The sequence below is a fragment of the Saccharopolyspora hattusasensis genome (assembly GCF_050972075.1).
In the GTDB taxonomy this organism is placed as follows: Bacteria; Actinomycetota; Actinomycetes; order Mycobacteriales; family Pseudonocardiaceae; genus Saccharopolyspora; species Saccharopolyspora hattusasensis.
The window spans coordinates 210,437-232,208 of the sequence record NZ_JBPCDC010000001.1; the positions used below are offsets into that span (position 1 = coordinate 210,437).

General features: G+C 69.1%; 22 protein-coding genes. 14 read left to right on the top strand and 8 right to left on the bottom strand.

The annotated features are described in order from the left end of the window. Positions 1-56: 56 nt before the first annotated feature. From ACRXBZ_RS01070 to ACRXBZ_RS01105, 8 genes are all read left to right on the top strand, one after another. A complete protein-coding gene (locus tag ACRXBZ_RS01070) occupies positions 57-2,579 on the top strand; it encodes a helix-turn-helix transcriptional regulator (RefSeq protein ID WP_433877345.1) in 2,523 nt (840 codons plus the stop codon). A gap of 278 nt (positions 2,580-2,857) precedes the next feature. After that, positions 2,858-3,532, top strand: coding sequence for an alpha/beta hydrolase-fold protein (locus ACRXBZ_RS01075; protein WP_433877346.1), 675 nt, complete (start codon positions 2,858-2,860; stop codon positions 3,530-3,532). Positions 3,533-3,602: 70 nt separating this feature from the next. Continuing rightward, positions 3,603-4,739 carry a WXG100 family type VII secretion target gene (locus ACRXBZ_RS01080; RefSeq protein ID WP_433877347.1) on the top strand — a complete coding sequence of 379 codons (1,137 nt, stop codon included), beginning with the start codon at positions 3,603-3,605 and terminating at the stop codon, positions 4,737-4,739. Between the two features lie 20 nt (positions 4,740-4,759). Continuing rightward, positions 4,760-5,107: a hypothetical protein gene (locus tag ACRXBZ_RS01085; protein WP_433877348.1), complete on the top strand. Its 348-nt coding sequence runs from the start codon at positions 4,760-4,762 to the stop codon at positions 5,105-5,107. Next, positions 5,104-5,934, top strand: a complete 831-nt coding sequence (locus ACRXBZ_RS01090; protein ID WP_433877349.1) for an ESX secretion-associated protein EspG — start codon at positions 5,104-5,106, stop codon at positions 5,932-5,934. The genes ACRXBZ_RS01085 and ACRXBZ_RS01090 overlap by 4 nt, the downstream gene beginning before the upstream one ends. A 34-nt stretch (positions 5,935-5,968) precedes the next feature. Further along, a complete protein-coding gene (locus ACRXBZ_RS01095; RefSeq protein WP_168589021.1) occupies positions 5,969-6,388 on the top strand; it encodes a YbaB/EbfC family nucleoid-associated protein in 420 nt (139 codons plus the stop codon). Next, positions 6,388-6,702 (top strand): type VII secretion target, encoded by a 315-nt coding sequence (locus ACRXBZ_RS01100; RefSeq protein WP_433877350.1) that lies wholly within the window; start codon positions 6,388-6,390, stop codon positions 6,700-6,702. The genes ACRXBZ_RS01095 and ACRXBZ_RS01100 overlap by 1 nt, the downstream gene beginning before the upstream one ends. Beyond that, entirely contained in the window at positions 6,699-7,880 is a 1,182-nt protein-coding gene (locus ACRXBZ_RS01105) for a hypothetical protein (RefSeq protein WP_433877351.1), read from the top strand. The genes ACRXBZ_RS01100 and ACRXBZ_RS01105 overlap by 4 nt, the downstream gene beginning before the upstream one ends. A 178-nt stretch (positions 7,881-8,058) precedes the next feature. Here the strand turns inward: ACRXBZ_RS01105 and ACRXBZ_RS01110 are convergent, their stop codons facing one another. Both ACRXBZ_RS01110 and ACRXBZ_RS01115 read right to left on the bottom strand, forming a co-directional pair. Next, positions 8,059-9,078: a methyltransferase gene (locus ACRXBZ_RS01110; protein WP_433877352.1), complete on the bottom strand. Its 1,020-nt coding sequence runs from the start codon at positions 9,076-9,078 to the stop codon at positions 8,059-8,061. Positions 9,079-9,404: 326 nt separating this feature from the next. After that, positions 9,405-9,662 (bottom strand): cell division protein SepF, encoded by a 258-nt coding sequence (locus ACRXBZ_RS01115; RefSeq protein ID WP_168589024.1) that lies wholly within the window; start codon positions 9,660-9,662, stop codon positions 9,405-9,407. A gap of 284 nt (positions 9,663-9,946) precedes the next feature. On the opposite strand from ACRXBZ_RS01115, the gene ACRXBZ_RS01120 reads away from it, so the two are divergent. From ACRXBZ_RS01120 to ACRXBZ_RS01130, 3 genes are all read left to right on the top strand, one after another. Beyond that, positions 9,947-10,252 (top strand): hypothetical protein, encoded by a 306-nt coding sequence (locus tag ACRXBZ_RS01120; protein ID WP_433877353.1) that lies wholly within the window; start codon positions 9,947-9,949, stop codon positions 10,250-10,252. Continuing rightward, positions 10,249-10,641 carry a hypothetical protein gene (locus ACRXBZ_RS01125; RefSeq protein WP_433877354.1) on the top strand — a complete coding sequence of 131 codons (393 nt, stop codon included), beginning with the start codon at positions 10,249-10,251 and terminating at the stop codon, positions 10,639-10,641. Before ACRXBZ_RS01120 ends, ACRXBZ_RS01125 begins: the two co-directional genes overlap by 4 nt. 269 nt (positions 10,642-10,910) lie before the next feature. Further along, the gene (locus tag ACRXBZ_RS01130) at positions 10,911-13,853 is read left to right on the top strand and encodes a helix-turn-helix transcriptional regulator (RefSeq protein ID WP_433877355.1); all 2,943 of its coding nucleotides are present in this window, start codon (positions 10,911-10,913) and stop codon (positions 13,851-13,853) included. Here the strand turns inward: ACRXBZ_RS01130 and ACRXBZ_RS01135 are convergent. Both ACRXBZ_RS01135 and ACRXBZ_RS01140 read right to left on the bottom strand, forming a co-directional pair. Beyond that, the gene (locus ACRXBZ_RS01135; RefSeq protein ID WP_433877356.1) at positions 13,759-14,202 is read right to left on the bottom strand and encodes a hypothetical protein; all 444 of its coding nucleotides are present in this window, start codon (positions 14,200-14,202) and stop codon (positions 13,759-13,761) included. The two genes, ACRXBZ_RS01130 and ACRXBZ_RS01135, sit on opposite strands and share 95 nt — an antisense overlap. Before the next feature lie 400 nt (positions 14,203-14,602). Next, positions 14,603-15,229, bottom strand: coding sequence for an ATP-binding protein (locus tag ACRXBZ_RS01140; protein ID WP_433877357.1), 627 nt, complete (start codon positions 15,227-15,229; stop codon positions 14,603-14,605). 176 nt (positions 15,230-15,405) lie between these two features. Between ACRXBZ_RS01140 and ACRXBZ_RS01145 the strand changes: the two genes are divergently transcribed. Next, positions 15,406-16,674 carry a diguanylate cyclase domain-containing protein gene (locus ACRXBZ_RS01145; RefSeq protein ID WP_433877358.1) on the top strand — a complete coding sequence of 423 codons (1,269 nt, stop codon included), beginning with the start codon at positions 15,406-15,408 and terminating at the stop codon, positions 16,672-16,674. Between the two features lie 31 nt (positions 16,675-16,705). Here the strand turns inward: ACRXBZ_RS01145 and ACRXBZ_RS01150 are convergent, their stop codons facing one another. Further along, on the bottom strand, positions 16,706-17,401 hold the full coding sequence (locus ACRXBZ_RS01150) for a hypothetical protein (RefSeq protein WP_433877359.1): 696 nt from the start codon (positions 17,399-17,401) through the stop codon (positions 16,706-16,708). Between the two features lie 251 nt (positions 17,402-17,652). On the opposite strand from ACRXBZ_RS01150, the gene ACRXBZ_RS01155 reads away from it, so the two are divergent. Then, positions 17,653-17,922, top strand: coding sequence for a DUF1876 domain-containing protein (locus ACRXBZ_RS01155; RefSeq protein ID WP_168589030.1), 270 nt, complete (start codon positions 17,653-17,655; stop codon positions 17,920-17,922). Between the two features lie 81 nt (positions 17,923-18,003). Here the strand turns inward: ACRXBZ_RS01155 and fmdA are convergent, their stop codons facing one another. The 3 genes from fmdA to ACRXBZ_RS01170 are packed head-to-tail and all read right to left on the bottom strand — an operon-like array spanning position 18,004 to position 20,223. After that, entirely contained in the window at positions 18,004-19,251 is a 1,248-nt protein-coding gene (gene fmdA, locus ACRXBZ_RS01160) for a formamidase (RefSeq protein ID WP_433877360.1), read from the bottom strand. An 11-nt stretch (positions 19,252-19,262) separates the two neighbouring features. Further along, on the bottom strand, positions 19,263-19,916 hold the full coding sequence (locus ACRXBZ_RS01165) for an AmiS/UreI family transporter (RefSeq protein ID WP_246868601.1): 654 nt from the start codon (positions 19,914-19,916) through the stop codon (positions 19,263-19,265). Positions 19,917-19,947: 31 nt separating this feature from the next. Continuing rightward, the gene (locus tag ACRXBZ_RS01170) at positions 19,948-20,223 is read right to left on the bottom strand and encodes an FmdB family zinc ribbon protein (protein WP_433877361.1); all 276 of its coding nucleotides are present in this window, start codon (positions 20,221-20,223) and stop codon (positions 19,948-19,950) included. A gap of 865 nt (positions 20,224-21,088) precedes the next feature. Here ACRXBZ_RS01170 and ACRXBZ_RS01175 point away from each other — a divergent pair. After that, on the top strand, positions 21,089-21,220 hold the full coding sequence (locus tag ACRXBZ_RS01175) for a hypothetical protein (protein WP_256413603.1): 132 nt from the start codon (positions 21,089-21,091) through the stop codon (positions 21,218-21,220). The last annotated feature ends 552 nt before the right edge of the window (positions 21,221-21,772 follow it).

The window sequence follows — 21,772 nt, forward strand, 5'->3', positions numbered from 1 at the left end:
CCGCATTCCGACCCGGCGCAAGATCCACCGATAGTAAGCTCCCGCCGGGAACGATGGTGGACCTATTCGGACGAGACGAGTCGTTGTGCCTGCTCGCCAACGCCGCGGCGCAAGCGCGGGCCGGACGCGGCGGGCTCATCATGCTGCGCGCAAATCCGGGTCTCGGCATGACCGCCCTGCTGGACGCCCACTCGGCCGCGGCGCGCGGCATCGGCATGCGGACGCACCGGATTGTCGTGCTACCGCCGAGCGGATGCACGGAGTTGTCGACCGGTGTGCCGGAGTGGACCGAGCCCGCCGTGGTCGTGATCGACGATCTGCACCGCGCGGACGACGCGACGCTGCTGGCGCTGCATGCGCTCGCCGAAGGACTCCGCGACCGCTCGCTACTGGTCGTCACCGGGCGGCATCGCGGTACTACTCCCGGCCGGTTCGAGCGGCTCGATCGAATGGCAGTCGTACATGACCTGCTCCCGCTGGAGGACGACGCCGTCAGCGCCGTCCTCGCCGAAGTATCCGGTGGGGAGCCGCCGGAATCACTGCTGCGGCTTGCGGACGAGGCCCGCGGCAACCCGTGGCTGTTGACCCGCCTCGCCGATGACGACCGCACTTCGGCGGTGACCGCCCGGGCGACCGACCTGGCGGGCGGCGACGCCGCCCTGCTGCGTTTCGCCGCGATCCTGAACGAACCCGCTTCGGTCGACGAATTGGCCGCCGTCGTCGAAAAGGCACCGGTGGACGTGCTGGCCGGGGTCGCGCGGCTGGCCGCGCAAGGGCTGGTCGAAGAGCAGGCCGGGCTGGTGCGGTTCCGGCATCCGGTGGTGCGCCGCGACGTGGCGGCGACTTCGGTGGGTTTGCGCGGTTCCGCGGCGCGGGCGCTCGCGGGCCGCGGCGCCGCGCCCGCCGCGGTCGCCGAACAGCTCGCGCACACACCGATGGACGCCTGGGCCCTGGCTTGGCTCGACGACCACGCCGACCGCCTCGCCACCCAGCCGACACCGGCGGTCGTGGAGCTGCTCGACCGCGCCGTTTCCTGGCTCCCGCCCGGAAATTCGCGCCTGCACCCATTGCGGGCCGCGCTGGCCGAGGCGCTGATGTGGTCGGGCCGGGTTGATGAGGCGCTGCGCGCCGCCAACACCAGTCTGGCCGCGCATCCGGACCCGCCGATCAGGCACCGGCTGCGCGCGGTGCTCGCCCTGAGCTGCATCCGGGAGATGGATCCCGAAGGCGCCGCCACGGCCCTCGATCCTGAACGGGTGCACGGGGAACTCCCCGGACGGCTCGCCGCGATAGACGCCACGGCTTGCCTGCTGGCAGGCGATCTGGAGGGCACGGAGCGCGCCGTCGAGGTCGCGGCACCCGAAGCCACGCACGACCCGCTCATCGAGGTGTACCTGCTGAACGTCCGCGCGACGGGTCTTTTCGTGTTCCGCAACCTCGCCGGGGCGCTGGAGGTGCTTGACCAGGCGGACGCATTGCTCGACATCGCGGTCTCCGACCGCGGCCAATGGCTGATGTCGCGCCTGCTGCGCGCGGTCGTCCAAGACCTGTGCCAGGACCGGACGGCGCTGCAGACGGTCGAGGAAGCGCGTCCGCTCGCGCGGGTGTTCGGCGCGGGCCTGCTGGCTTGGCTGCACACCATCGCGGCGCTGGCCTCGTTCAACAACGGGCTGTGGGATCAAGCCCTCGACGAGATCGACGCGGCCATGGCCCTACCCGACCTGTACGGCATGGGCGGGCCGCTGCACGGGGTGGCCTCGTCGATCCTGCTGAACCGCGGTGACCTGCCCGGTGCTCGCCTCCACGTCGAGCTCGCCGAGCAGTCCGTCAGCCGCGGGGTCGCCGTGTTCTACGAGCAGATCACCGTGCTGTCGCGCGCTGTCGTCGCCGACGCGGAAGGCGACGCGCAGCGGGCGCTGGAGCTCGTGCGCAGCCTCGCCGACGGCGCCGTCGGGGTCCACCACGGCCACGCGGTCTCGACCGTCGGCGCCCGGATCGTGCGCATCGCGATCGCGGGCGGCGACCACGACCTGGCTGCCCGGCTGCTCGCGCAGATCCGGGAGTTGAGCACCGGCGAATCAGCCGGCGAGCGCAATGCGCTGATGTACTGCCAGGGCTTGGTCGACAGCGACGTCGACCTGCTGCTGACCGCCGCCGAAGGATTCGCCCAGAACGGATCGCCGATCTCCGCCGCGAGCGCGGCGGAGGACGCGGCGCGGATCCTGGCCGCGTCCGGCAGACCCACCGATGCCCGGGCCGCCTACCAGACCGCGATCGACCGGTACGCCGCGCTGACGGCCACCGGCGCCATCCAGCGAGCCGACGCGGCGCTACGTGCGTACGGCGTCCGGCGCGGCGCGACGGGGCCCCGCCGCCGCCCGAAGCACGGCTGGGACAGCCTGACCGCCGCGGAGCTGCGCGTCGCGGAGCTCGTCGCGCAGGGCCTCACCAACCGGGAGGCCGCCGAACGACTGGTCGTTTCGGTCCGAACGGTCGATTCGCACATGTCGCGGATCCTCGCCAAGCTCGGCTACTCGTCGCGCGTCGAGATCGTGCTCGGATTCGAGCATCGTGGCTGAGCCCACCACCAGCCCCGAATGCCCGCCGCCGATGCCGGTGGCACCGAAAGTCCTCGCCCCGACGTCGAGCCGCGGTCGTCGCAGCAGCTCGCCCCTCCTGGGCGGCCATTTCGCGCAACCGGCCACGACGTGCGCGAATCGCGCGACGTCAACGCGGCATACCTACGGATACCGACAACATCAGCAATGTTGCTGATGATTCTGCGGGCCGGTTCTGATGATCTTTATTCGGTGTCTGCCGAGGGGAAGCAGGCCCGACATCAAAGGTGGAACACCGCATGAACCTCCTGCGCGGGTCCGTGCTGCGCGGCTGGGTCGCCGCGCTGGTCGGCGTCGTCGCTGCGTCGGGAACGGCCGCGTCCGGGGCGCCCGCGGCGAACGCGCCCCCGCGTTTCAAGGACGGCTTCCCCATCCGGGAGGGCAGGGCGATCTCCGGCCACTCGATGGGCGGCTTCCCCGCATTCCACTACGCCGAGCACCGGCCGGAGCCTTTCAGCTACGTGGGCAGCTTCTCGTGCGGTCTCGACCTGTTGAGCCAGGAAATGCGCGCCGCTGTCATCGGCACCGCGGAGATGCCTTCGCACGGCACGCCGACCGTCCCAGTCGAATCGGTCTTCGGCCCGCCGGTGTGGCCGCTCGACGGCGTCTGGAACGAGCAGAGCCCCGCCCAGCACGTGGAATCGCTGCGCCGCATGGGCATGGCGAGGAACACCGGCGACGGCGGCGACCTGGCGGTTGACCCCGTCCAGGCCGCAGTGGAGAACCCCAGGCAGACGGCCTTGGTCACGGCAGCCAACTTGACCGAGGCAGGCATCCCCTACGAATTCTCCGACTACCGCGATGGCAGCAACTGGGCGCCGGGCTGTACCGGCAAGCACAACCAGGACGCATGCCTGCGGGCCGGCATGAACCACTTCGTGCCTTTGGTCATGGCACGGCTGAAACACCCTTGACCACAGAAAATGTTCGTGATGGTGGCGCGCCGGCGAGCCGGGGCACCGATTGGAAGGCAGAAGACCGGGAATGATCGACGACTCCGGAACAGGGAATCTCGTTGACACGGCGTCCGCCGGTGTGCAGGAACTGGCGAGCGCCGCCACCTCCGTGCTGGACCAGGCCGGGCCGGCCGGCGCGCTGGCGCAGCCCGTCGTGAACGCGCTACGCAACGTGTGGGAGGGGTACTTCGGTTCGCCGATCCCGTCCGACGGCACGAACTGGAACGCCTACACCCACGAACAACTCCACCAGATGCTGTGGGACAACGCCGACGTCGGTGACGTCAGCACGGTCGCCGCCGAATGGGGGCGGCACAGCACCGAGCTGACCGACCAAGCGGACTCGATGCGCCAGCAGCGGGGCGTCATGCAGTCGCACTGGAGCAGCACGGCGGCGGACCTGGCAACGAACCGGCTCGGCGAGCTCGGGGACCGGACCTCCGACATCGGCACCCGCGCGAGCACCGTCCAGCAGGCCACCCAGGACGCCGGCGACGCGCTCTCCATCGCACGCAACACGATGCCGCCGCCGCCCGGCGACCCGACCGGGACGGCCCTGTCCAGCGCCGTAGCCGGCGCCGGTGCGGGTGCGGTCATCGGGGGCATGGTCGGTGCGGCTGCGGGCGGGATCGGCGCCGGCCCGGGCGCCGGGATGGGTGCCGCCATCGGCGCCGTGGCCGCCGGCGGTGGCAGCCTGTTCCTCGCCAGCCTCGATGCCGCCCAGAAGAAAGCTGAGGCGGTGCACGTGATGCAGCGCTACGAGGCGAGCCTCCACAACAGCAGCCGAGCGATCGCGCCGGCCGGGTCGACCGCGGCCGAGGCCTTCGACACTGCACCGGCGCAAACCTCCGCGGCCGGATTCAGTGGCGGAGGTTCGGCGGGCGGCGTGCCCTGGGGGAAGCTGGTCGGCGGCGCCGACCCGTTGGGTGCGGGACTGCGCGGCGGGGCACTCGGCGGGGCGCTCGGGGGTGCGCTGATGGCGCCAGCGGCCGCGACGTCGGGTCTCGCCGGACGCGGCGCGGGCAGCGGAAGCATGATGCCGCACGGCGCGCGGCGCGGCGCGGAGGAAGAAGAAGAGCAGGTGCACCAGAACCGCATGCCCACCATCGACCAGAAGTTGTTCGCCGACGACAGGCCGGCCAGCGCACCGGTCATCGGAATCTGAGCAGGACAGGAGCGAGAACCTTGACCTCCGAAGGAAACCCCGGGCGCGGCTACCAGGTCGCGCCGCAAGACCTCGCGTCGCAGGTCACGGCGCTGTCCGGGATCGGCGAGCGGACCAACGGCCTGGTGACGTCCGCCGGCGAGCTGGCCGGGCGGATGCCGATGCTCGGCACCGCACCGCCCGCGCTGCACCTGGCGAATCGGCTGCGCGAGGCAGCCGGCGACTACGGGCTCACCGGTGAGATCAGCGCCGCCGACACCGAGCTGAACAGCTTCCGCACCGCGCTGCAGGCGACCGTCACCGGATACCTCCAAACCGACGACGACAGCGCGCGGGCGCTGCGGAACACGGGCGGTGCCGCGCGATGACGGCCGTGACCACGCGCACCCCACGGCGCGGGGCCCCCGAAGGAATCCACTTCGGACAGATCGAGCTCGACCTGATCGCCACCCACGTCGGCGTGCCCTTCCCGTTCCCGCTCCGCGTGCCGTCGTTCGGGCGGATCGCCGGTGAGCGCGAGGTCCTGCTCGCTGCGGCTGGGCAGACCCTCCAGGCCCGCGGTCTCGCCGACGAGGACGGACCGACCGGCGCCGCGGCCGAGTTGGCCACGGCATTGCGCGAGCAGCGAGGCACCGTCGACCTCGTGCTGGTGGACGGCGACGGGGCGACCGCCATCGTGGCGATGGTCTACCGCTCCTGGGCGCTGATCTGCGAGCAACCGCTGGACAACGACCCGGCCAGCCCGGTTCGGATCCGCCGGGTGGTCGCGAACGCGCTGACCGACTCGCTGCTCGCGATGGTGCCCGACGTGCCGGCGGCCAGGTCGATGCCGATCTCGCTGCCCGAACGCGCGATCAGGACCGCGGCGGACCTGATCAGCGCCGCGGCGGACGACGCGGCGAAGGAAAGGCTGCTGCGCGAGCTCGTTCGCGACTGCGGCGGTGATCCGGACGTGCTCGACCACCTCGCCGGCCTGCTCCCGTCGCTGACCGGTCGAGGCCAGCTCGGCGCGACGCGCCGCGGCGGCGACGGCAGCGTTCGGGCCGGCACCGAACTGTCCTGGCTGGACGGTCCGCGCGGGCGGGTCCGGGTCAACCCCGCCCGCAACGGCTGGGTGAGCATCAACCCGTTGCGAGGGGACGACCTCCGGTTCGCGCTGGATGACCTGGCCGGAATCGCACGCAGGCCGCGGTAGCGCGAACTGTTCAGGACGAGTCGGAGGAAACACCGTGGATTCAGCAGCACAGTGGCTGGCGAGCTACGACCAGAAGCTCGCGCGGGCGGCGGCCAACGCCAAGGCCGCGAGCGAAACCCTGAGCCGGATGAGCGGCACCGCTACTTCCCCACGCGGCGAAGTTGCAGTCCAGGTCGGCCCCAGCGGAGCGCTGGAGGACATCCGGCTGACGCCGACGGCCCGCGCGATGGAGGTCGAGCAGCTCGCGAAGCTCATCCTGGCCACCGCGCAGGAAGCGCAGCGCTCGGTCGGCTCCCAGGTCGTCGAGATCATGACCGATTACGTCGGCGACGGCCCCGCGCTTGATTTCGTCAAGCAGAACATGCCGCCCGCCACCGGGGTCGACGCGACGTCGGGTGCGCGCGCGATCGACAACGACGAGGACTACTTCGCGAACCCGCAGGTAATCGTCTGATGAGCGCACCCAACAACTTCCAGGTCGATCCTGCCCAGATCCGGGAGCACGCCAACACGGTCTCCGGCATCGCCAGCGGGCTGTCCTCCGCCGGCGGAGGCCTGCCGGGCGAACCGGCCGAGAACGCGCTCGGCACGTTTGTCCAGTTCCTCACGGCCGGGTTGGGCACCGCCATGACCCAGGCCACGGACGCCATCGCGCTGGCAGCGTCGGCTATGGACGATGTGAGCGCGGCGCTCGTGCGGACCGCCGAGGACTACCAGCGCTCTGATGAGCACAACGCCGCTCTGCTGCTCGGGAAGGACTCGCGGTGACCACAGTTGCGACGAACCAGCCGGATCTGGGGCAGTCGAGCATGTCCCAGGTCGTCGACGACCTGAAGTCGACCACGCAGGCGGTGCAGGGCAAGGCCTGGCTGTCCGGTGACTTCGGCGGTGCGAGCCCGGGGCTGCAAATCATCGCCTCGGTGCCCGACCCGCTGTCGGCGCTGTCCGCGGCCGGTTTCGGCTTCATCACGGAAGCCGTGTCGTTCCTGGCGGAACCGCTGCAGCAGCTTGCCGGTGACCCGAGTTCGATCTCGTCGGGCTCCCAGGGCTTCCAGGCCGCCGGACACGTCGTTTCCTCGATCTCCGACTCGTATCGGGAATCGGCCGGCTCGCAGACCAGCCGATGGTCGGGTGCTGCGGCTTCGGAGTACCTGAAGACCGGCGCGGAGCTGGTGGACGGGATCAACGGGCTCGGCCAGGCGAGCGTCGCGTTGGCCGAAGCGGCAGCCGGCGCGGGCGAGGCGGTCGCGAAGACGCTCCAAGAGGTCACGACCCTGGTCAACGAGGCGACCGCGAAGATCATCATGATCATCAACCAGGCCCTCGCCGCGGCCCAGGCGACCTTCGGCGCGAGCATCGCGGCCGCGATCCCGCAAGCCGTGCAGGTCGCCGTCGAATACGGCGGGCGGATCCTCGGGCACATGCAGAACCTGTTGTCCAGCAGCCAGAACCTGATGACGCACGTCAACTCGACGGCGCAGGCCGTGGCGAAGGTGACCGACAAGATCGCGCAGATCAGCGAGCGCTGTCAGGCGAGCACCGAAACGTCCGGGAAGCCGACGCCCGCGGTCGGATCGGTCGGGAACCCGGGCCAGCCGTCGAGCGTGTCCGGCGTCGCGCAGACCCAGGCACTGCCCGACTCGGGAACGCCCCAGGCGTCCTTTAGCGCAGCCGCCCAAGCGTCGTACGCAGGGGGTGCGTCCCCGTTGCCGCACCTGCCGTCGTCGCAGGCCCATGCACCGTCGCAGGTGCCCCAGGCGGGATCGGCGGTACCCGGCTCGGCGTCGGCCCAGGCATCCTACGAGTCCCAGTCCCAAATGCCCTTCGGTGCGGCCCCGTTCCTGCCGCCCCGCACGGCACAGTCCCAGGAAAAGGACAGTTCCGACCGACCAGGCGCTCGCGAGCAGCGTGAGTTCGAGGCGGGGAGCTTTAACGAAAAGCGTTGACCTCGCAGGCCAGCACCGCCCGCCGGACTGCCTTGCCGGGACCGGCAGTGCGATGGCGATGATCCCGGTGCCGAGGATGATCGAACGTGAAGATGGAAAAACCATTAACACACTGGTCGAGGACTCACTCCCGCTCAAGCTCCAGGAACGGTTAAGCACCGTCCGCTGGGGTCGAGGGTCAGCTGGGGTCCGCAAGACGAAACTCCAGAAGGCAGCGCTGGTCAGTCAGGTCGGTCACGGTGTCGAGGACCAGTCCGTGGGCCGATGCGAGCGTGCGAAACTCGTCGACCCGGCGTTCGCGACCGCCGAAGATCACGAGCATGGCCAGATCGAACTCGGTTTCGGCGCGTCGTCCGCCGACCGGTTCGATGACCAGAACACGGCCAGTGGGGCGGACGGCCTCAACGCAACGGCCAAGGATCCGGTGCGCGTGTTCATCGCCCCAATCGTGCAGGATGTCGCACAACAAGTAGGCTTGCGCCCCTTCTGGAAGAGGGTCGAAGAAGCTACCCGCGGTCACTTGGGCTCGGTCCTCGACATGGTGCGCGCCGAAGGTGCGGCCGGCCTCGGTCGCGGTGGGTTCGAGGTCGACCAGGTGGCCGCGGACCCGAGGATGAGCGGCCAGAATCGCGGCGAGGAGGGTACCGTGACCGCCCCCGACGTCAACGATGGTGGAGAAGCGGCCCCAGTCGTAGCCGCCGACGATCTGCGGGATCTGTTCGCGGAATCGATGCGTCATTTGCTGGTCGAACGACTCGCGCAGGCGAGGATATCGGGCTAGGTCGGCCCAAAAATCCCGTCCGTAGCGGCGTGAGTAGCCCGCGTCGCCGGTGGTGACGCTGTACAGGAGTTCGACGAACGCCAGCTCGGCGCGGCCGCCGGCCATGTCCAGGTGCAGGAAGTTGGTCAAGCCGTTGCCGGCGTCGCTGCAGAGCGTCGCTCCGTAGTCGGTATTCCGGTAGCCCGTGGATGCACGCTCGATGATTCCGAGGGCCGCAAGATGACCTAAAAGGAGTTCGAGCGCCACCGGTGACACGTTGAGCTCGGTCGCGACTTGCTCGACGGCGGCGCCATCACCACGCAGCCGGTCCGGCAGGCCCAGTGTTACCGCGACACGCAGAGCCATCGGTGTGGCCAAGCCTGCCAGGTTTCGAATTGTGGCAACGTTGTGCTCGTTCACAAACGTCGAGGGTGGCATGCCTGTCAACCGAATATTGGCCCTTTTCCGGGACAGGACGCTGCACCGGCCCGTAAGCCGGATCGCTCCCGGTGTTGGTCAGTCGCTGGCAACGATCCGGCTGGCGTGACGAACAGGTTGTGCCGCCGAGGTCAGGTCCGCCGTGCCGCGCCGCCGGGATCTGGGACGAGCAGGCAGACGGCTGGCAACTGGTCCCCCGGCTCCTACACCGCCGAGACCGGACGTTCCGTCGGCGATCTGCGGCTGAGCACCGCGGTTCCGGTCGGGACCGACGAACCTCGCGGGGTCCGCGGGAACCCCCCGGGGGCCGGCGCTTCTCGTGCCCGTCAGGTGGGAACGCCCGCCGGATCCGGCCGAACCTCTCCGGCCTCGACCCCCGGCGGTGTCAGCAGGAAGACCTTGGGGGCCACCCGGTCGATGGTACCGCCCCGCCCGATGACCATGCCTGATGCGAAGTCGATGAGCCGCACCGCCTCCGCCTTCGACAAGCTCGTCAGGTCCATCACCACAGGCACGCCTTGGCGGAAGTAATCACCGACGTAGTAAACGTCGTTGTAGTTCTGCGGGTGCAGCGTCTTGACCACGCGTCCAGTCTCGTCCCCGGACGGGCAATGTCAACAGCAACGCCCCCTCCTCCGGGCATCCACCGGTTTCCAGCGCAAATCACTCCGACCGCTGCGGCTCCCAACTGCCCTTCGGCGATCATCAACGTCAGGACCGTGCCCGAACGGCCTGCTCCGGCCTCCTTCGTGCACGCGGACCCAAGCCTGGTGTCCGAGAACCGGCGGATCGTCCACGAGTTGACCGAGTCGCACCCGAACATCGACGGGCTGTCCTGTGCGCCAGCTTCTTCCAGGCGCACCGGCGGGTGACGCCGGAAGGGTTCGGAGACAACTTCGCGCTCTTCTGCCTGAGTCGCGTCCTCGCCGGTTACGGGCTGCTCACCGCCGTGCTACCGCAGTTCGTCGACCGCTATCAGGGGCACGTCGCGATCCAGATGCTGCTGCTCGGCCTGGTGTTCAACGTCATCGGGGGGGCTTCCGACAGCATTTGGGGGCTCGCCGCGGCCGCCGCGCGGAACTGGTTCGCCCGCTCACCGCAGCGACTGGCCCTCGTCGGCGCGACCGGCGGGCTGGCGATGATCGGCCTCGCCGTCACGGTCGCCGCAACGTGACGCAGGGATCAGGCCCGGGCCTGCGCGGGTTCGGCGTGACAGATCAGTCCGGTTGGGCGGCCTGGATCACCGCCTGGATCGAGCTGGAGGGTCACTACCATCCGTACGCGGCGAGCGGCCACCCCGGCGTCACCGTCACTTCGTTCCCGCCGACGGACTGGTCGGTGGAATTGTTGGTGCTCTTGTTCCGGTTGCTACTGCTACTGGTGCTGCTCTGGCTGGCTTTCCCGTCGCTGTTGGAGGTGTGGTTTCCGGTGTCGCCCGAGTGGCGCACCGCCACCAGACTCGCCGTGCCGCTCGCGGCGGCGGATCCGGCGTCGACAACTCCGAGTGCGAGGGGCAGTGCCAACGCGAGACCGGCCAATGCTCGTACCGCTGTCCGCATTTAGATGTCCTCCTGGCTTCGTGCGCGGAGATGTGCTCCCTAAGTCCCTGGTCCATTTCCGCGGATCGTGGACAGCCACCGGCTTCCCACTGGACCGAGTTTTCTCTAGTCGCACCCACATTGCGCCAGGGAAAGACCCGGGCCCCCTCCCTGGCGATTCCCCGGGCGCACCAACGAGGTTCGCGATTCAGCCCGGGGGCCCGGAAGCGCTCGGGAGGCGCAGGCGTTCCAGAGGAGTTGCGAATCGAGGGGGCAACGCCTCTACCATCGGGCATGGCTATTTCCGGCAGCCGTGCCGGGGCCGGGCTGCGCGGTCGAGACCGCGAGTGCGACGTGTTGGATCGCCTGTTGGCGCGAGTCCGGACTGGGCAGAGTTCCGCGTTGGTGCTTCGCGGCGAGCCCGGCACTGGCAAGACGGCGTTGCTGGACTACGTGCGCGAGCGTGCATCGGGCTGCCACCTCGCCCAAGTCGTGGGTGTGGAGTCGGAGATGGAGCTCGCGTTCGCCGGTCTGCACCAGCTGTGCGCGCCGATGCTCGACCGACTGGATCGGCTGCCCGAACCGCAGCGGGACGCGCTGCGCGTCGCCTTCGGCCTGCACGAAGGCGGCGCTCCCGATCGGTTCCTGGTGGGTTTGGCGGTCTTGACGTTGCTCTCGGAGACTGCCGCCGAGCGGCCACTCGTCTGCCTCGTCGACGATGCGCAGTGGCTGGACCGGGCCTCGGTCCAGGCCATGGCGTTCGCGGCGCGCCGCTTGCTGGCCGAACCCGTCGCAGTCGTTTTCGCGGTGTGCGAGCCCACCGACGACCACGAGCTGCGCGACCTGGCGGGACTCGCCATCACGGGGCTCGCCGATGCCGACGCGGCCCAGCTGCTGGCTTCGGTGATCCACGGGCGGCTGGACGAGCAGGTGCGGGACCGGATCATCGCCGAGACCCGGGGCAATCCGCTGGCCCTGCTGGAGTTGCCTCGGGCGTTCACCCCGGCCGAGCTGGCCGGCGGGTTCGGACTCCCCAGCCCCGGGCCCGTGGCCGGTTGCGTCGAGCGGTGCTTCACCCGCCGGCTCCAGTCCGTTCCGGCCGACACCCGGCGGCTGCTGCTGACCGCTGCCGCGGATCCCTCCGGCGACGCCGGTCTGCTGTGGCGGGCGGTCGCGCGGCTCGGGATCGCGGCCGATGCTGCGGCTCCCGCCGAGGCCGCCGGGCTGATCGAAATCGGCGCCCAGGTGCGGTTCCGGCATCCGCTGGTGCGTTCGGCCGCCTACCGGTCGGCACCACCGCAGGAGCGCCAGCAGGTGCACCGCGCTCTTTCGGAGGTGACCGATCCGGAGGTGGAGCCCGACCGGCGAGCGTGGCACCGCGCCCGCGCGGCCCAGGGGCCCGACGAGATGGTGGCCGGAGAGCTGGAACGCTCGGCCGACCGGGCGCAGAATCGCGGCGGCATCGCGGCGGCAGCCGCGTTCTTGGCGAAGGCGACCGAGCTGACGCCGCAGCCGGCTCGCAGAGGCACGCGTGCGTTGGCCGCCGCGCAGACGAAGCTGGACGCCGGTGCTCCCGACGCCTCGCTCGGGCTGCTGGCAATCGCGGAAGCGGCACCGCTCGATGAGCTCCAGCACGCGCGCGCCGACTTGCTGCGCGCCGAAATCGCGCTCGCGGTCAACCGGGGCCGCAACGCTCCGCCGCTGCTGCTGAGGGCTGCCGAGCGCCTTGAACCGCTCGACGTCGCGCTGGCGCGCGAAACCTACCTCGAAGCACTTGAGGCGGCGATCTTCACGGGCCGCATCGGGGACGGCGACGATGCACTGAGAGCTGCCGAGGCCGCTAGGCCCGCGCCACCCGCCCCGCAGCCGCCGCGACCGATAGACCTCATGCTGGACGGCCTGGCCGTGCGGTTCACCGAAGGTTTCGCCGCCGGAGCGCCGCAGTTGCAACGCGCGGTGCAGGCGTTCCGCCTGAGCGATCCGCCCAGCGCAGCAGACCTGCGCTGGGGCGGGCTGGTGTGCCGCGTCGCCACGGATCTGTGCGACGACGAGGCATGGCACGAGCTCGCCACGCGCGGACTCAGCCGCGCTCGCGACACCGGCGCGCTCACCGCGCTCGCTACCGCGCTCAGCTACTGCGCCGGCGCGCACGTGCATGCCGGCGAGCTCGACGTGGCGTCGGAGATGCTCGACGAGGCTGACGCGATCGCCCAGGCAGCCGGCAATGCGCCCCACCGCTACGCAGCGATGACGCTCACTGCGACCCGCGGCCGCGAAGGCCCGGCATTGGAGCTGATTGAGACCAGCGCGCGGGATGCGGACGCCAGGGGTGAAGGCCGGGCGATCACCATGGCCGACTACGCGACCGCGCTGCTCTACAACGGCCTCGGCGACTACCAGAGGGCGTTCGCCGCCGCCGACCGAGCGTGCCAGCGCGACCAGCTGAGCGTCTACTGGTGGGCCCTGGGTGAGCTGGTCGAAGCGGGCGTCCGGAGCGGGCACCGCGACGTCGCCGCCGACGGGCTCCGGCGGCTTCAAGAGCGAACTGGCGCGTGCGGCACGGATTGGGCTTTAGGGATCGAGGCTCGTTCACGGGCGTTGCTGAGCACGGGCGAGCAAGCCGGGGCGCTGTACCGGGAGGCCACGGAACGGCTCGCACACAGCCATGCCGCCGTGCAGCATGCCCGCGCCCATCTCCTGCACGGCGAATGGCTGCGTCGGGAGAACCGGCGGCTGGAAGCACGCGAACAACTCCGTTGCGCCCACGACATGTTCAGCCGCATCGGTGCCGAGGCGTTCGCCGAGCGCGCTCGCCGGGAACTCGTGGTCTCCGGCGAAACCGTGCATCGAGCCACGCCGCAGACGTTGGTGGTGCTGACCGCGCAGGAGGCGCAGATCGCCCGGTTGGCCCGCGACGGCCACACGAACCCGGAGATCGGCGCCCAATTGTTCCTCAGCCCCCGCACCGTCGAATGGCACCTGCGCAAGGTGTTCACCAAGGCTCGCCATCGGTTCGCGCCGGGAACTCCGCCGAGCTCTGCCCAATGCGGCACTGGTCAACTCACCTGGCTAGCAAATCCGATCCGGGCCCGCCCGACGTCGCCGGAGGAGCCCGAGTACGTCCAATTAGGACGAAATCGGATCAGCCGACGTAGACGTCGAGCTGCATCCCCATCTGCCGGTGGTTGCCGACTGGGCACCAGAAATCGTATACGCCGCGACGCAATGTCACGTTGAGATCCGCCGCTTGGCCCGCCTGGACGACGGGAGTACGCGCGTTCGTGACCCCTGGCCCGCTGATCTGCAGGGCGTGCGGGGCCCGCCCGTCGTTGACGGCCCGGAACGTGTATTGCCCCGGCGGCAGGAAAGCCGGCTGCAAGAGCCGGAATTCGACCATCTTGACGACCACGAGGTGCGGCCCGCCGCCGCCCGCGTGCGCCGTCGGCGCCGGGGATGCCGCAGCCGAAGCCCCGGTGCAGACGGCCGCGACCAACACGACCACGCCGAGCAGCACGCCCAGCAATGCTCGCCTCGTTCCGCTGGATTTCCTGCCGAGAGACCTGTTCTCGTTCACCTTGATCAGCATTGCCGACCCCCCACGAGAAATTCGGCACCGGTCTGGAAAAAGCGATAATTTCGAGAAAACCATTACCAGCCCGGGTGTTCTTACGCTGCAAGCGCACCTAGGGTAAATCCGCGGTTCGTCCGTTTGGTGTCGCATGTTCCAGGTGTGCCTGGAGGAGTCGCAGTTGCTGCTTTTGCGGCCGAATGTGGAGTCGGCCGAACGTCCCGGCGACGATCGCACGGCAAATCTAGGTATGGAAGTCGGTAGTTCTTACGCCGTTTTTCGCCGCGACTTCGCGCATGGTGGATCGATCGTCCCCGATTCCCCGATGCTCGAGGTCGACATGTCCCTGTTCAACGACCACCGACAACCCGACAACGCTGCCCGCCCGCGACACCTGGCATCTGGCGCGAGAACGAGGTCAGTCCTCGGAGACCCTCGCGTGCTCGATGATCCATGTCGCGACCTGGGCGCGGGAGGTGACGCCGCGTTTGGCGAATATGCGTTCGACATGACTTTCCGCCGTGCGCACTGCGATCATCAGCTCGGCTGCGATCTCTTCGGACAACGGGGGGACGTGCATGAGCGCCTCCGCCGCGATGTTCAGCCGCTGCCGGCTCGTCGCCAGGATGCGCAGCTTCGGTGCCTCCTTCAGCAGTGCGTTTGCCATCCCGGCGCACTCCTGGGACATGGATTCGCAGTTGTCCAGCACCAGCAGCGCACGCCTGTCCCGGAAATGCTCGGCGAGCAGGACGAGCGGATTGCGGCGCGAGGATTCGCGGATCTCCACGGCCTCGGCCACGGTCCGAGTCAGCAGCTGCGGGCCAGACATCTTGGTGAGGTCGACCAGCCACACCCCGTCCGGGAAGGCCCGGGGCAGGCTGGCGGCCACCCGCAGGGCCAGCCTCGTCTTGCCGACACCACCTACGCCGATGAGCGTCACGAGCCGCGAGCGGGCCAGCATCGACTTCGCTTCGGACAGTTCACGACTCCGGCCGACGAAGCTGGTCGTGTCAACGGGAATGTTTCCAACCGCAGGTCGCGACACGTTCGCCCCCGATCGGCGAAGATCATTTCGAGCCGAGCAGCAAGCCCCCACGGGGTTGTGCATGCATTTCCGGCAGCGTATGCCACCGACTTCGCGGGCACCACCACGCGGCGAGCACCGGTTGGCAATTCCCGTGCCAGGGCCGGACGTCGGCAGAACCTTTCCACGGGAGCATGATGCGAACTTCCGAATGCGAGTTGACCAATTCGTCCTCACAGTGGCAGCTGCTGTTGGATCGTGCCGCGTCCCCGATGGCCTTGCTGGACCCGTGCGGTCACTTCGTGCACGCCAACGAGGCGCTCTGCGCGGTGCTCGGGTACGGGCGGGACAGCCTGCTCGACCGCCCGCTCGACGACTTCACCGTCGGAGAGGTTCGAGGCGACGGAGCGGTGGTCGATCGGCGCTTCAGACGGTCCGACGCGAGCACCTTGTGGATGCGCCAAAGCACCTCACCGATCCTCGATCCGGACGGCGAACCGGGTTTGCTGCTCTCGCAGTTCCACGAGATCGCAGACCATCCGGAGACCAACGTCCTCTGGTGCCGGGTGTTCGCCAACGCCCCCATCGGCATGGCGCTGCTGGACCTCGACGGCCGCTGGACCGATGTCAACGACGCATGGTGCGACCTGCTCGGGTACAGCAGGCACGAGATGCTGGGGATGCGCTACTCCGACGTCACCTACGCCCAGGACCAGAAACACGGTTCCGCGGCGCTGGCCGACCTGGTCGAAGGCAAGCTGCCCACCGTCAGCCTGAAGAAGCGCTACCGGCACAAGGATGGTCACCCGATCTGGGTGCTGGTCCGGACCAGCGTGGTCACCGGCGCCGATGACCGCCCGGCGTACCTGGTCAGCCAGTGCGAGGAGCTCAGCGAACGCTGCGTCACCGACGCCCACCTCGCCCACCTCGCGCTGCACGACCCGCTGACCGGGCTGGCCAACCGGGCCCTGCTCGCCGACCGCCTGGCGCACGTCCTCGCAGAACTCGAACGGGCCGGCGGCGTGGTCGCCGTGCTCGTCGCGGACCTCGACGAGCTGAAGCCGGTCAACGACACCTACGGGCACGCCGCAGGCGATCTGCTCCTCACCACTATCGCCGACGAGCTGCTGAACGCGGCTCGCCCAGGGGACACCGTGGCCCGGGTCGGCGGCGACGAATTCGCCGTCGTCAGCACGCATCCAGACGTCCGGGCAGCCGAGGAGTTCCGGGACCACGTCGCCCAGCGCCTGCGGACCGAACGAGAGACGCCCGACTACCGCCTGCGGATCCGGGCCAGCGTCGGGCTGGCCACAACCGCCGATCCGGCCACCCAGCCGGCGGCGCTCCTGCACGATGCGGACCAGGACATGTACCGGCGCAAGCAGGGGATGCGCGGCACCGCGGGGGAAACCCCCAGTTGCCCGAGCTGCCAATGCCGCGAGGAGGTGCACGGAACCGCCCGATGACGTACCGCAAGCCGCTCCGCGGCTTCGGTGATCAGTGCGCGAACGCCGTTCCCGGGGTTCGGACACGGTCGACCTCCGGCCGGTACAGCATCAGCACCGCGGCATCGCCGATCCAAACCGCGAACGCCACGCCGGTGACCATGGCGGCGACCATGACGAACGGGCCGGTCAGGAAGAAGGCCGTGACACCAGCGATCAACCCGATTAGCGCCACCACGAAGCCGAACCACCCGACCCACGGAGCGAGCAGCTCGCGGCGCACCATCGCGGCCCCGGTCGTCGAGGCGAACAACGCCACCAGCAGGCCGATAGGACCGAGCGACAGCCGGTGCAACTCGGAGAGCACGAACACCGACGACTGGCTCGCGGTCGTCACGTCCCGGCTCATCGAGGCCAGCGCGATCACCGGGAGCATGCTTAGCGCCGTCGTCGTCGACAGCACGACACCCGCGGCGAACACCACCGGCGAGAACGCCTCAGCGCCGCCCTCGGCGCGCTGCAACAGATGGCGCAGGTGCCCGACGAACCACAGGAACACCACCGCCGCGAGCGTCCCGAACAGAGCTGCCAGCGACACAGTCACCCAGTTCGCGGCCACGTAGAAAAAGGTCAGGACCGGTTCTTCACCGGTCGGTGCCGACGGGTTGAGGAACAAGCTGGCCAGCAGCAACACTGCCGCCGCCAAACCGCTCGTCGCTCCGACGCGCTCCCATGCACGTTCGTTCATCGCAGCCTCCTCGAGTCGGATACCGCAAGCCACCGGGTTACCCGCATGCCGAGGTGAAACCACCACCGAACGCACGTGCTCGCCGTCCGGGAAGAACCGGCGAGGCAGTTCGCTGCGATAGCGAGAAATCACCTCAGCGGTGCCAATGGGCCTCAGCGGTGCCAATGGGCTCTGCCGCCCGGCGGCGCGAGTCCGCGATGCTTGTTTTCAACGGAGTCCGACGGCTCCCGGACGAACGTGGAGAACCGGCGATGGTTGCGACGAAGCACTGGACCGTCGACGTCTACTTCGACGAGGACGTCGACCACACGCACGCCGAGGCGCGGCTGCAGGCGCCGGCCGCCGGGGACCTCCACGGCAAGGGATCGGCGCGGCGCAACCCCGAGGACCGGAGCGTCCCGGAGATCGGCGACGAGCTGGCCGCCGCCCGAGCCCTGTTCGACCTGGCCCGCCGGCTGCTCAAGACCGCCGAGCACGACGTCGAGCAGATGACGGGCCAGCCCGCCCACCTCCACACCTGATCGGGCCGATGGAGGTGCGCGAATTCCTCGAACGTCCGCTGCTTGGCAAGGGCAGCGGCCCCGCAGGGCCGCTGCCGGTGGTCAGGACGTGACGGCGCACTGACCGCGATCTTCGCGCACGGGTCCCGTCGCGTTCGGCCGGACGTCGAAGTCGAAGATCGCCGCCGGGACGTAGAGGGTGCAGCAGGCATTGGGGATGTCGACGATGCCGCTGATCCGTCCCTCGATGGGCGCCGATCCGAGCAGCAGGTACGCCTGCTCGCCGGTGTAGCCCCACTTCTTGAGGTATTCGATGCCGTTGAGGCAGGCGCGGCGGTAGGCCACGGTCGCGTCCATGTAGAGGTTCGTGTCCGTGTCGTGGTCCACCGAAATCCCGGAGAACGACAGGAACTCCGAGTACCGCGGCTCGACGTTGCCCGGCATGAACAACGGGTTGGTGCTGATGCCGAACTTGTTCATGCCGTCCTTGATCAGATCCACGTGCAGGTCGATGAAGCCGCCCATCTCGATCGCACCGCAGAAGGTGATCTCGCCGTCGCCCTGGCTGAAGTGCAGGTCGCCCATGGACAGCTTCGCACCCTCGACGAAGACCGGGAAGAAGATCCGCGACCCGCGGGTGAGGTTCTTGATGTCCTGGTTGCCTCCGTTCTCCCGGGCCGGAACCGTCCGGGCTCCTTCGCGGGCGATCCGCTGCGCCTCGCTGCCCTCGGCCTGGCCGGCCAGCGCGCCGGGCTCGGTCGGCGGCAGGGCGAGCGGGGGCACCCGGTTCGGGTCGGTGTCGATGAGCGCCTGCTCCCGCCGGTTCCACTTGGCCAGCAGATCGGCCGACGGAGCCGTACCGATCAGGCCGGGGTGGGTGATGCCGGTGTAGCGGATCCCCGGCAAGTGCCGGGAGGTGCACTGCTGCCCGTGGAAGTCCCAGATCGCCTTGTAGGCGTCCGGGAAGTAGTCGGTCAGGAATCCGCCGCCGTTGGCCTTCGCGAACACGCCGGTGTAACCCCAGCCCTGCCCCGGAGCCTCGCCGACCTCCTGCGGCACCGGACCCAACTCCAGGACGTCGACGACCAGGAGGTCACCGGGTTCGGCGCCTTCGACACCGAAGGGGCCGCTGAGCATGTGTGTGAGGTCCAGGTTGACGTCCCGGACGTCGTTGGCGGAATCGTCGTTGCCGAGTTGCGCGTCGGTCCACTCCCGGCATTCGACGCGGAACTCCTGGCCGGGACGGACCATCGCGGCCACCGGGACGTCCGGGTGCCACCGGTTGTGCCCGGGCACGGCCTGCTCCCGCATCGACTTCGACTGGTCGACGCTGAAAACCACTTCTGGCATGGGAATCCTCCTCACTGATGTGCCGTCCGGCGCGCTGCGGACATCGCCCGGGTGCCCGACCGCAGGCCCCGGACCGACCACACGCCGGTGGTGAACAACCACAGCGCGACGAATACGACGACGCCGAAGACCAGTAGCGCCAGCGCGATGGCGTTCGGGTTCTGCCAGTGGCCGGTAAGGATCAGGAACGACGGGATCGCGCCGGTGACCCAGCCTTCGATCGCCGCGACCCAGCCGGTAAAGCGGGTGAGCCGTTCGAACTTGAGGCCCAGCAACAGGAAGAACAGCAGCCACAGAAATGACCAGTACAACCAGATCACGCCGAACGGGCTGTCCCCGAGCAAGCGGAAATTCGCGTACGAGTAGCCGAGCGCCATGATCGCGACGAACAGCGAGAACCAGCCGACGCCGCTGCTGTCCAAGTCGCCGAGCAGCCCGATTCCGACGTAGAGGTAGGTGAAGCCGAACAGGTAGATGCCCGATGCGCTGAGGATGGTGACAGGATCCGCGAGGTGCGTGCCGATCAAAATCGTCGGCGTGATCACCTGGAGCCCGCCGACGAAGAGGTTGAACACGGCGATCGCCTTCGGATCCGCCTTGCCCAACAGCATGACGCCGTTGAGGAACAGCACGGCGCCGACGTAGAGCAATCCCACATATGCCACCGGTGACACCTCCACTGGTGCCCGGGATCAGTCAGGGACGTGGAAGCCGGGACAGCACCGGGTGCGGCGCAGGCCGCGGACGCCCCGGCGGCACCTCGGTGACCACCTCCGGTTCCGCGCCGCTTCGTTCCTCGCGCTCGAGCGCGGCAGCGAACTGCCTGGGCACGGTGGTGAGATGCGGCGCGGAGAGGACCCTCCGGGCGGGTCGACTGCATCCGGGACAGTCGTGCGAATCCGATGCGGTTCCGATCGGCTGATGCGTCTCGAAGCGACCGCACCGAGGGCAGTCGTACTCGTAAGTCGCCATGATTGGGCCGGTCCTTCCCCGTGGACCAACTCGTTCTCGCCCTTCGGCCGCCTACGGCGGCGATGGCACCGACTCGACTCGGCGCCCCAGAACCGAGGAGACGCCGGGTGCCGTCCGCTGTCAAGCGCGGGAACGGCGCACCGAACAAGCAGCTCCGCTCGCCGGGTGATCGGCTTCCGCGTGACACGGGGCACCATTGACTCTGAGTACGAACCTTGCCGATAATTTCCACCCATAAGTGTGAGCACCCCGTCGGAGCAGTCACAACGTGCAGGCGGCACCCGACACGATCAGAAATGGGTGGCTGCCGATGCGTCCCCAGCATGCCCCTCTCGGTCACGTAATCCTGACCGCCTGGATGTGCCCCGGCTGCGACGTCGCGGGGCGAACCTCGCCCGACAATGAACCGGAATGCTGGAATTGCGGCGGCCCGGTCGTGGTCACCGCCCGGCCCGCGGTGCCCGCAGCCGGCCGCGGTTCCGCCACCGGTTCGCCGGCCAGCGCGTGAGCCGCACTCCCGACCGCTTTCCGCGGCGGGGCACGGCATCCATCCCCCGCGCGCTCCGGCACCCGGACGATCGTTGACCGGGACAGTGCGCGAAATCGGTTTACCCGCAGTGGATATTCGACCGACTGCACAACGTGACCGGTAACTACAAAACGCACTCGGGGCGAAAGACCCGTTTTACACGCTGCCGTCGAGCCCTACCGTGGACGATGTTCCAAACAACACGGCAAACCCGACGACACGCCGACGCCTGGATCAGGGCGGAACCGATCGGGCTCTCCGCCCGAGCGTGCCACCTCGGCATTCCAGAAGTGCCCGGCCGTCCAGGGCTTCGCCACCGATCAACGGGGGACCACGATGAAGATCAGCGAAATCTTCAGCAACCGTCACGGCTGGGGCTGGGGCCACGGCTGGGGCTGGGGCTGGGGCTGGGGCTGGGGTCACGGCTGGGGCTGGGGCGGCTGGGGCCGCTGGGGCCGTCGCTGGTGATCAGGCCCTGACGTCCCGGGAGACCCTATTCCTTCCGAAAACCACATTCAACCCAACGCAGTCCTGCTGTTCGCGGTAGCTCTCGTCTTCACGGGCGGGAGCTACCGTTTTTCTGTGGACACCGCGGCTCCCCGACCGGGATGGTCCAAAGCTAAAGCTGGGAGATTCCAACCAGCGCTATTTGGGCGCTCCTTCAGACGAAGACCAGTGCAACCTGGGCGCGTAGTCGTCGAGGTGCCCAAGTTCCGAGGTGGGCCGTGCGTGTTTTTCGGTGCTATAGCGCCTGAAACCGCTCACAGAACTCATGCTGGCGGCTGGCGGCGTCGCCAATGTAAAGAGGCCGTTCGCTTCACAGCGGCTGGCGAGGCAGAGCCGGGCCACTCCCGCTGGGGAGGCGCCGATTTCGCGCGAAATCGGCGAGGGCCCTGGGGGGGAGGCGCCGATTTCGCGCGAAATCGACCGGTGGCGGAATCGTGCCCCGGCGCGGCCCACACCACCCGCCCGGTGTCATGATCCACCACGACCGTCAGCGAAACCGAACCCACCCGATAA

Coding starts and splice junctions, on each gene's coding strand:
- ACRXBZ_RS01150 (WP_433877359.1), bottom strand. CDS start 17,401: ATGAACGAACGTGCATGGGAGCGCGTCGGAGCGACGAGCGGTTTGGCG.
- ACRXBZ_RS01075 (WP_433877346.1), top strand. CDS start 2,858: ATGAACCTCCTGCGCGGGTCCGTGCTGCGCGGCTGGGTCGCCGCGCTG.
- ACRXBZ_RS01155 (WP_168589030.1), top strand. CDS start 17,653: ATGGTTGCGACGAAGCACTGGACCGTCGACGTCTACTTCGACGAGGAC.
- ACRXBZ_RS01080 (WP_433877347.1), top strand. CDS start 3,603: ATGATCGACGACTCCGGAACAGGGAATCTCGTTGACACGGCGTCCGCC.
- ACRXBZ_RS01170 (WP_433877361.1), bottom strand. CDS start 20,223: ATGGCGACTTACGAGTACGACTGCCCTCGGTGCGGTCGCTTCGAGACG.
- ACRXBZ_RS01110 (WP_433877352.1), bottom strand. CDS start 9,078: ATGCCACCCTCGACGTTTGTGAACGAGCACAACGTTGCCACAATTCGA.
- ACRXBZ_RS01090 (WP_433877349.1), top strand. CDS start 5,104: ATGACGGCCGTGACCACGCGCACCCCACGGCGCGGGGCCCCCGAAGGA.
- ACRXBZ_RS01135 (WP_433877356.1), bottom strand. CDS start 14,202: ATGCTGATCAAGGTGAACGAGAACAGGTCTCTCGGCAGGAAATCCAGC.
- fmdA (WP_433877360.1), bottom strand. CDS start 19,251: ATGCCAGAAGTGGTTTTCAGCGTCGACCAGTCGAAGTCGATGCGGGAG.
- ACRXBZ_RS01145 (WP_433877358.1), top strand. CDS start 15,406: ATGCGAACTTCCGAATGCGAGTTGACCAATTCGTCCTCACAGTGGCAG.
- ACRXBZ_RS01130 (WP_433877355.1), top strand. CDS start 10,911: ATGGCTATTTCCGGCAGCCGTGCCGGGGCCGGGCTGCGCGGTCGAGAC.
- ACRXBZ_RS01175 (WP_256413603.1), top strand. CDS start 21,089: ATGAAGATCAGCGAAATCTTCAGCAACCGTCACGGCTGGGGCTGGGGC.
- ACRXBZ_RS01100 (WP_433877350.1), top strand. CDS start 6,388: ATGAGCGCACCCAACAACTTCCAGGTCGATCCTGCCCAGATCCGGGAG.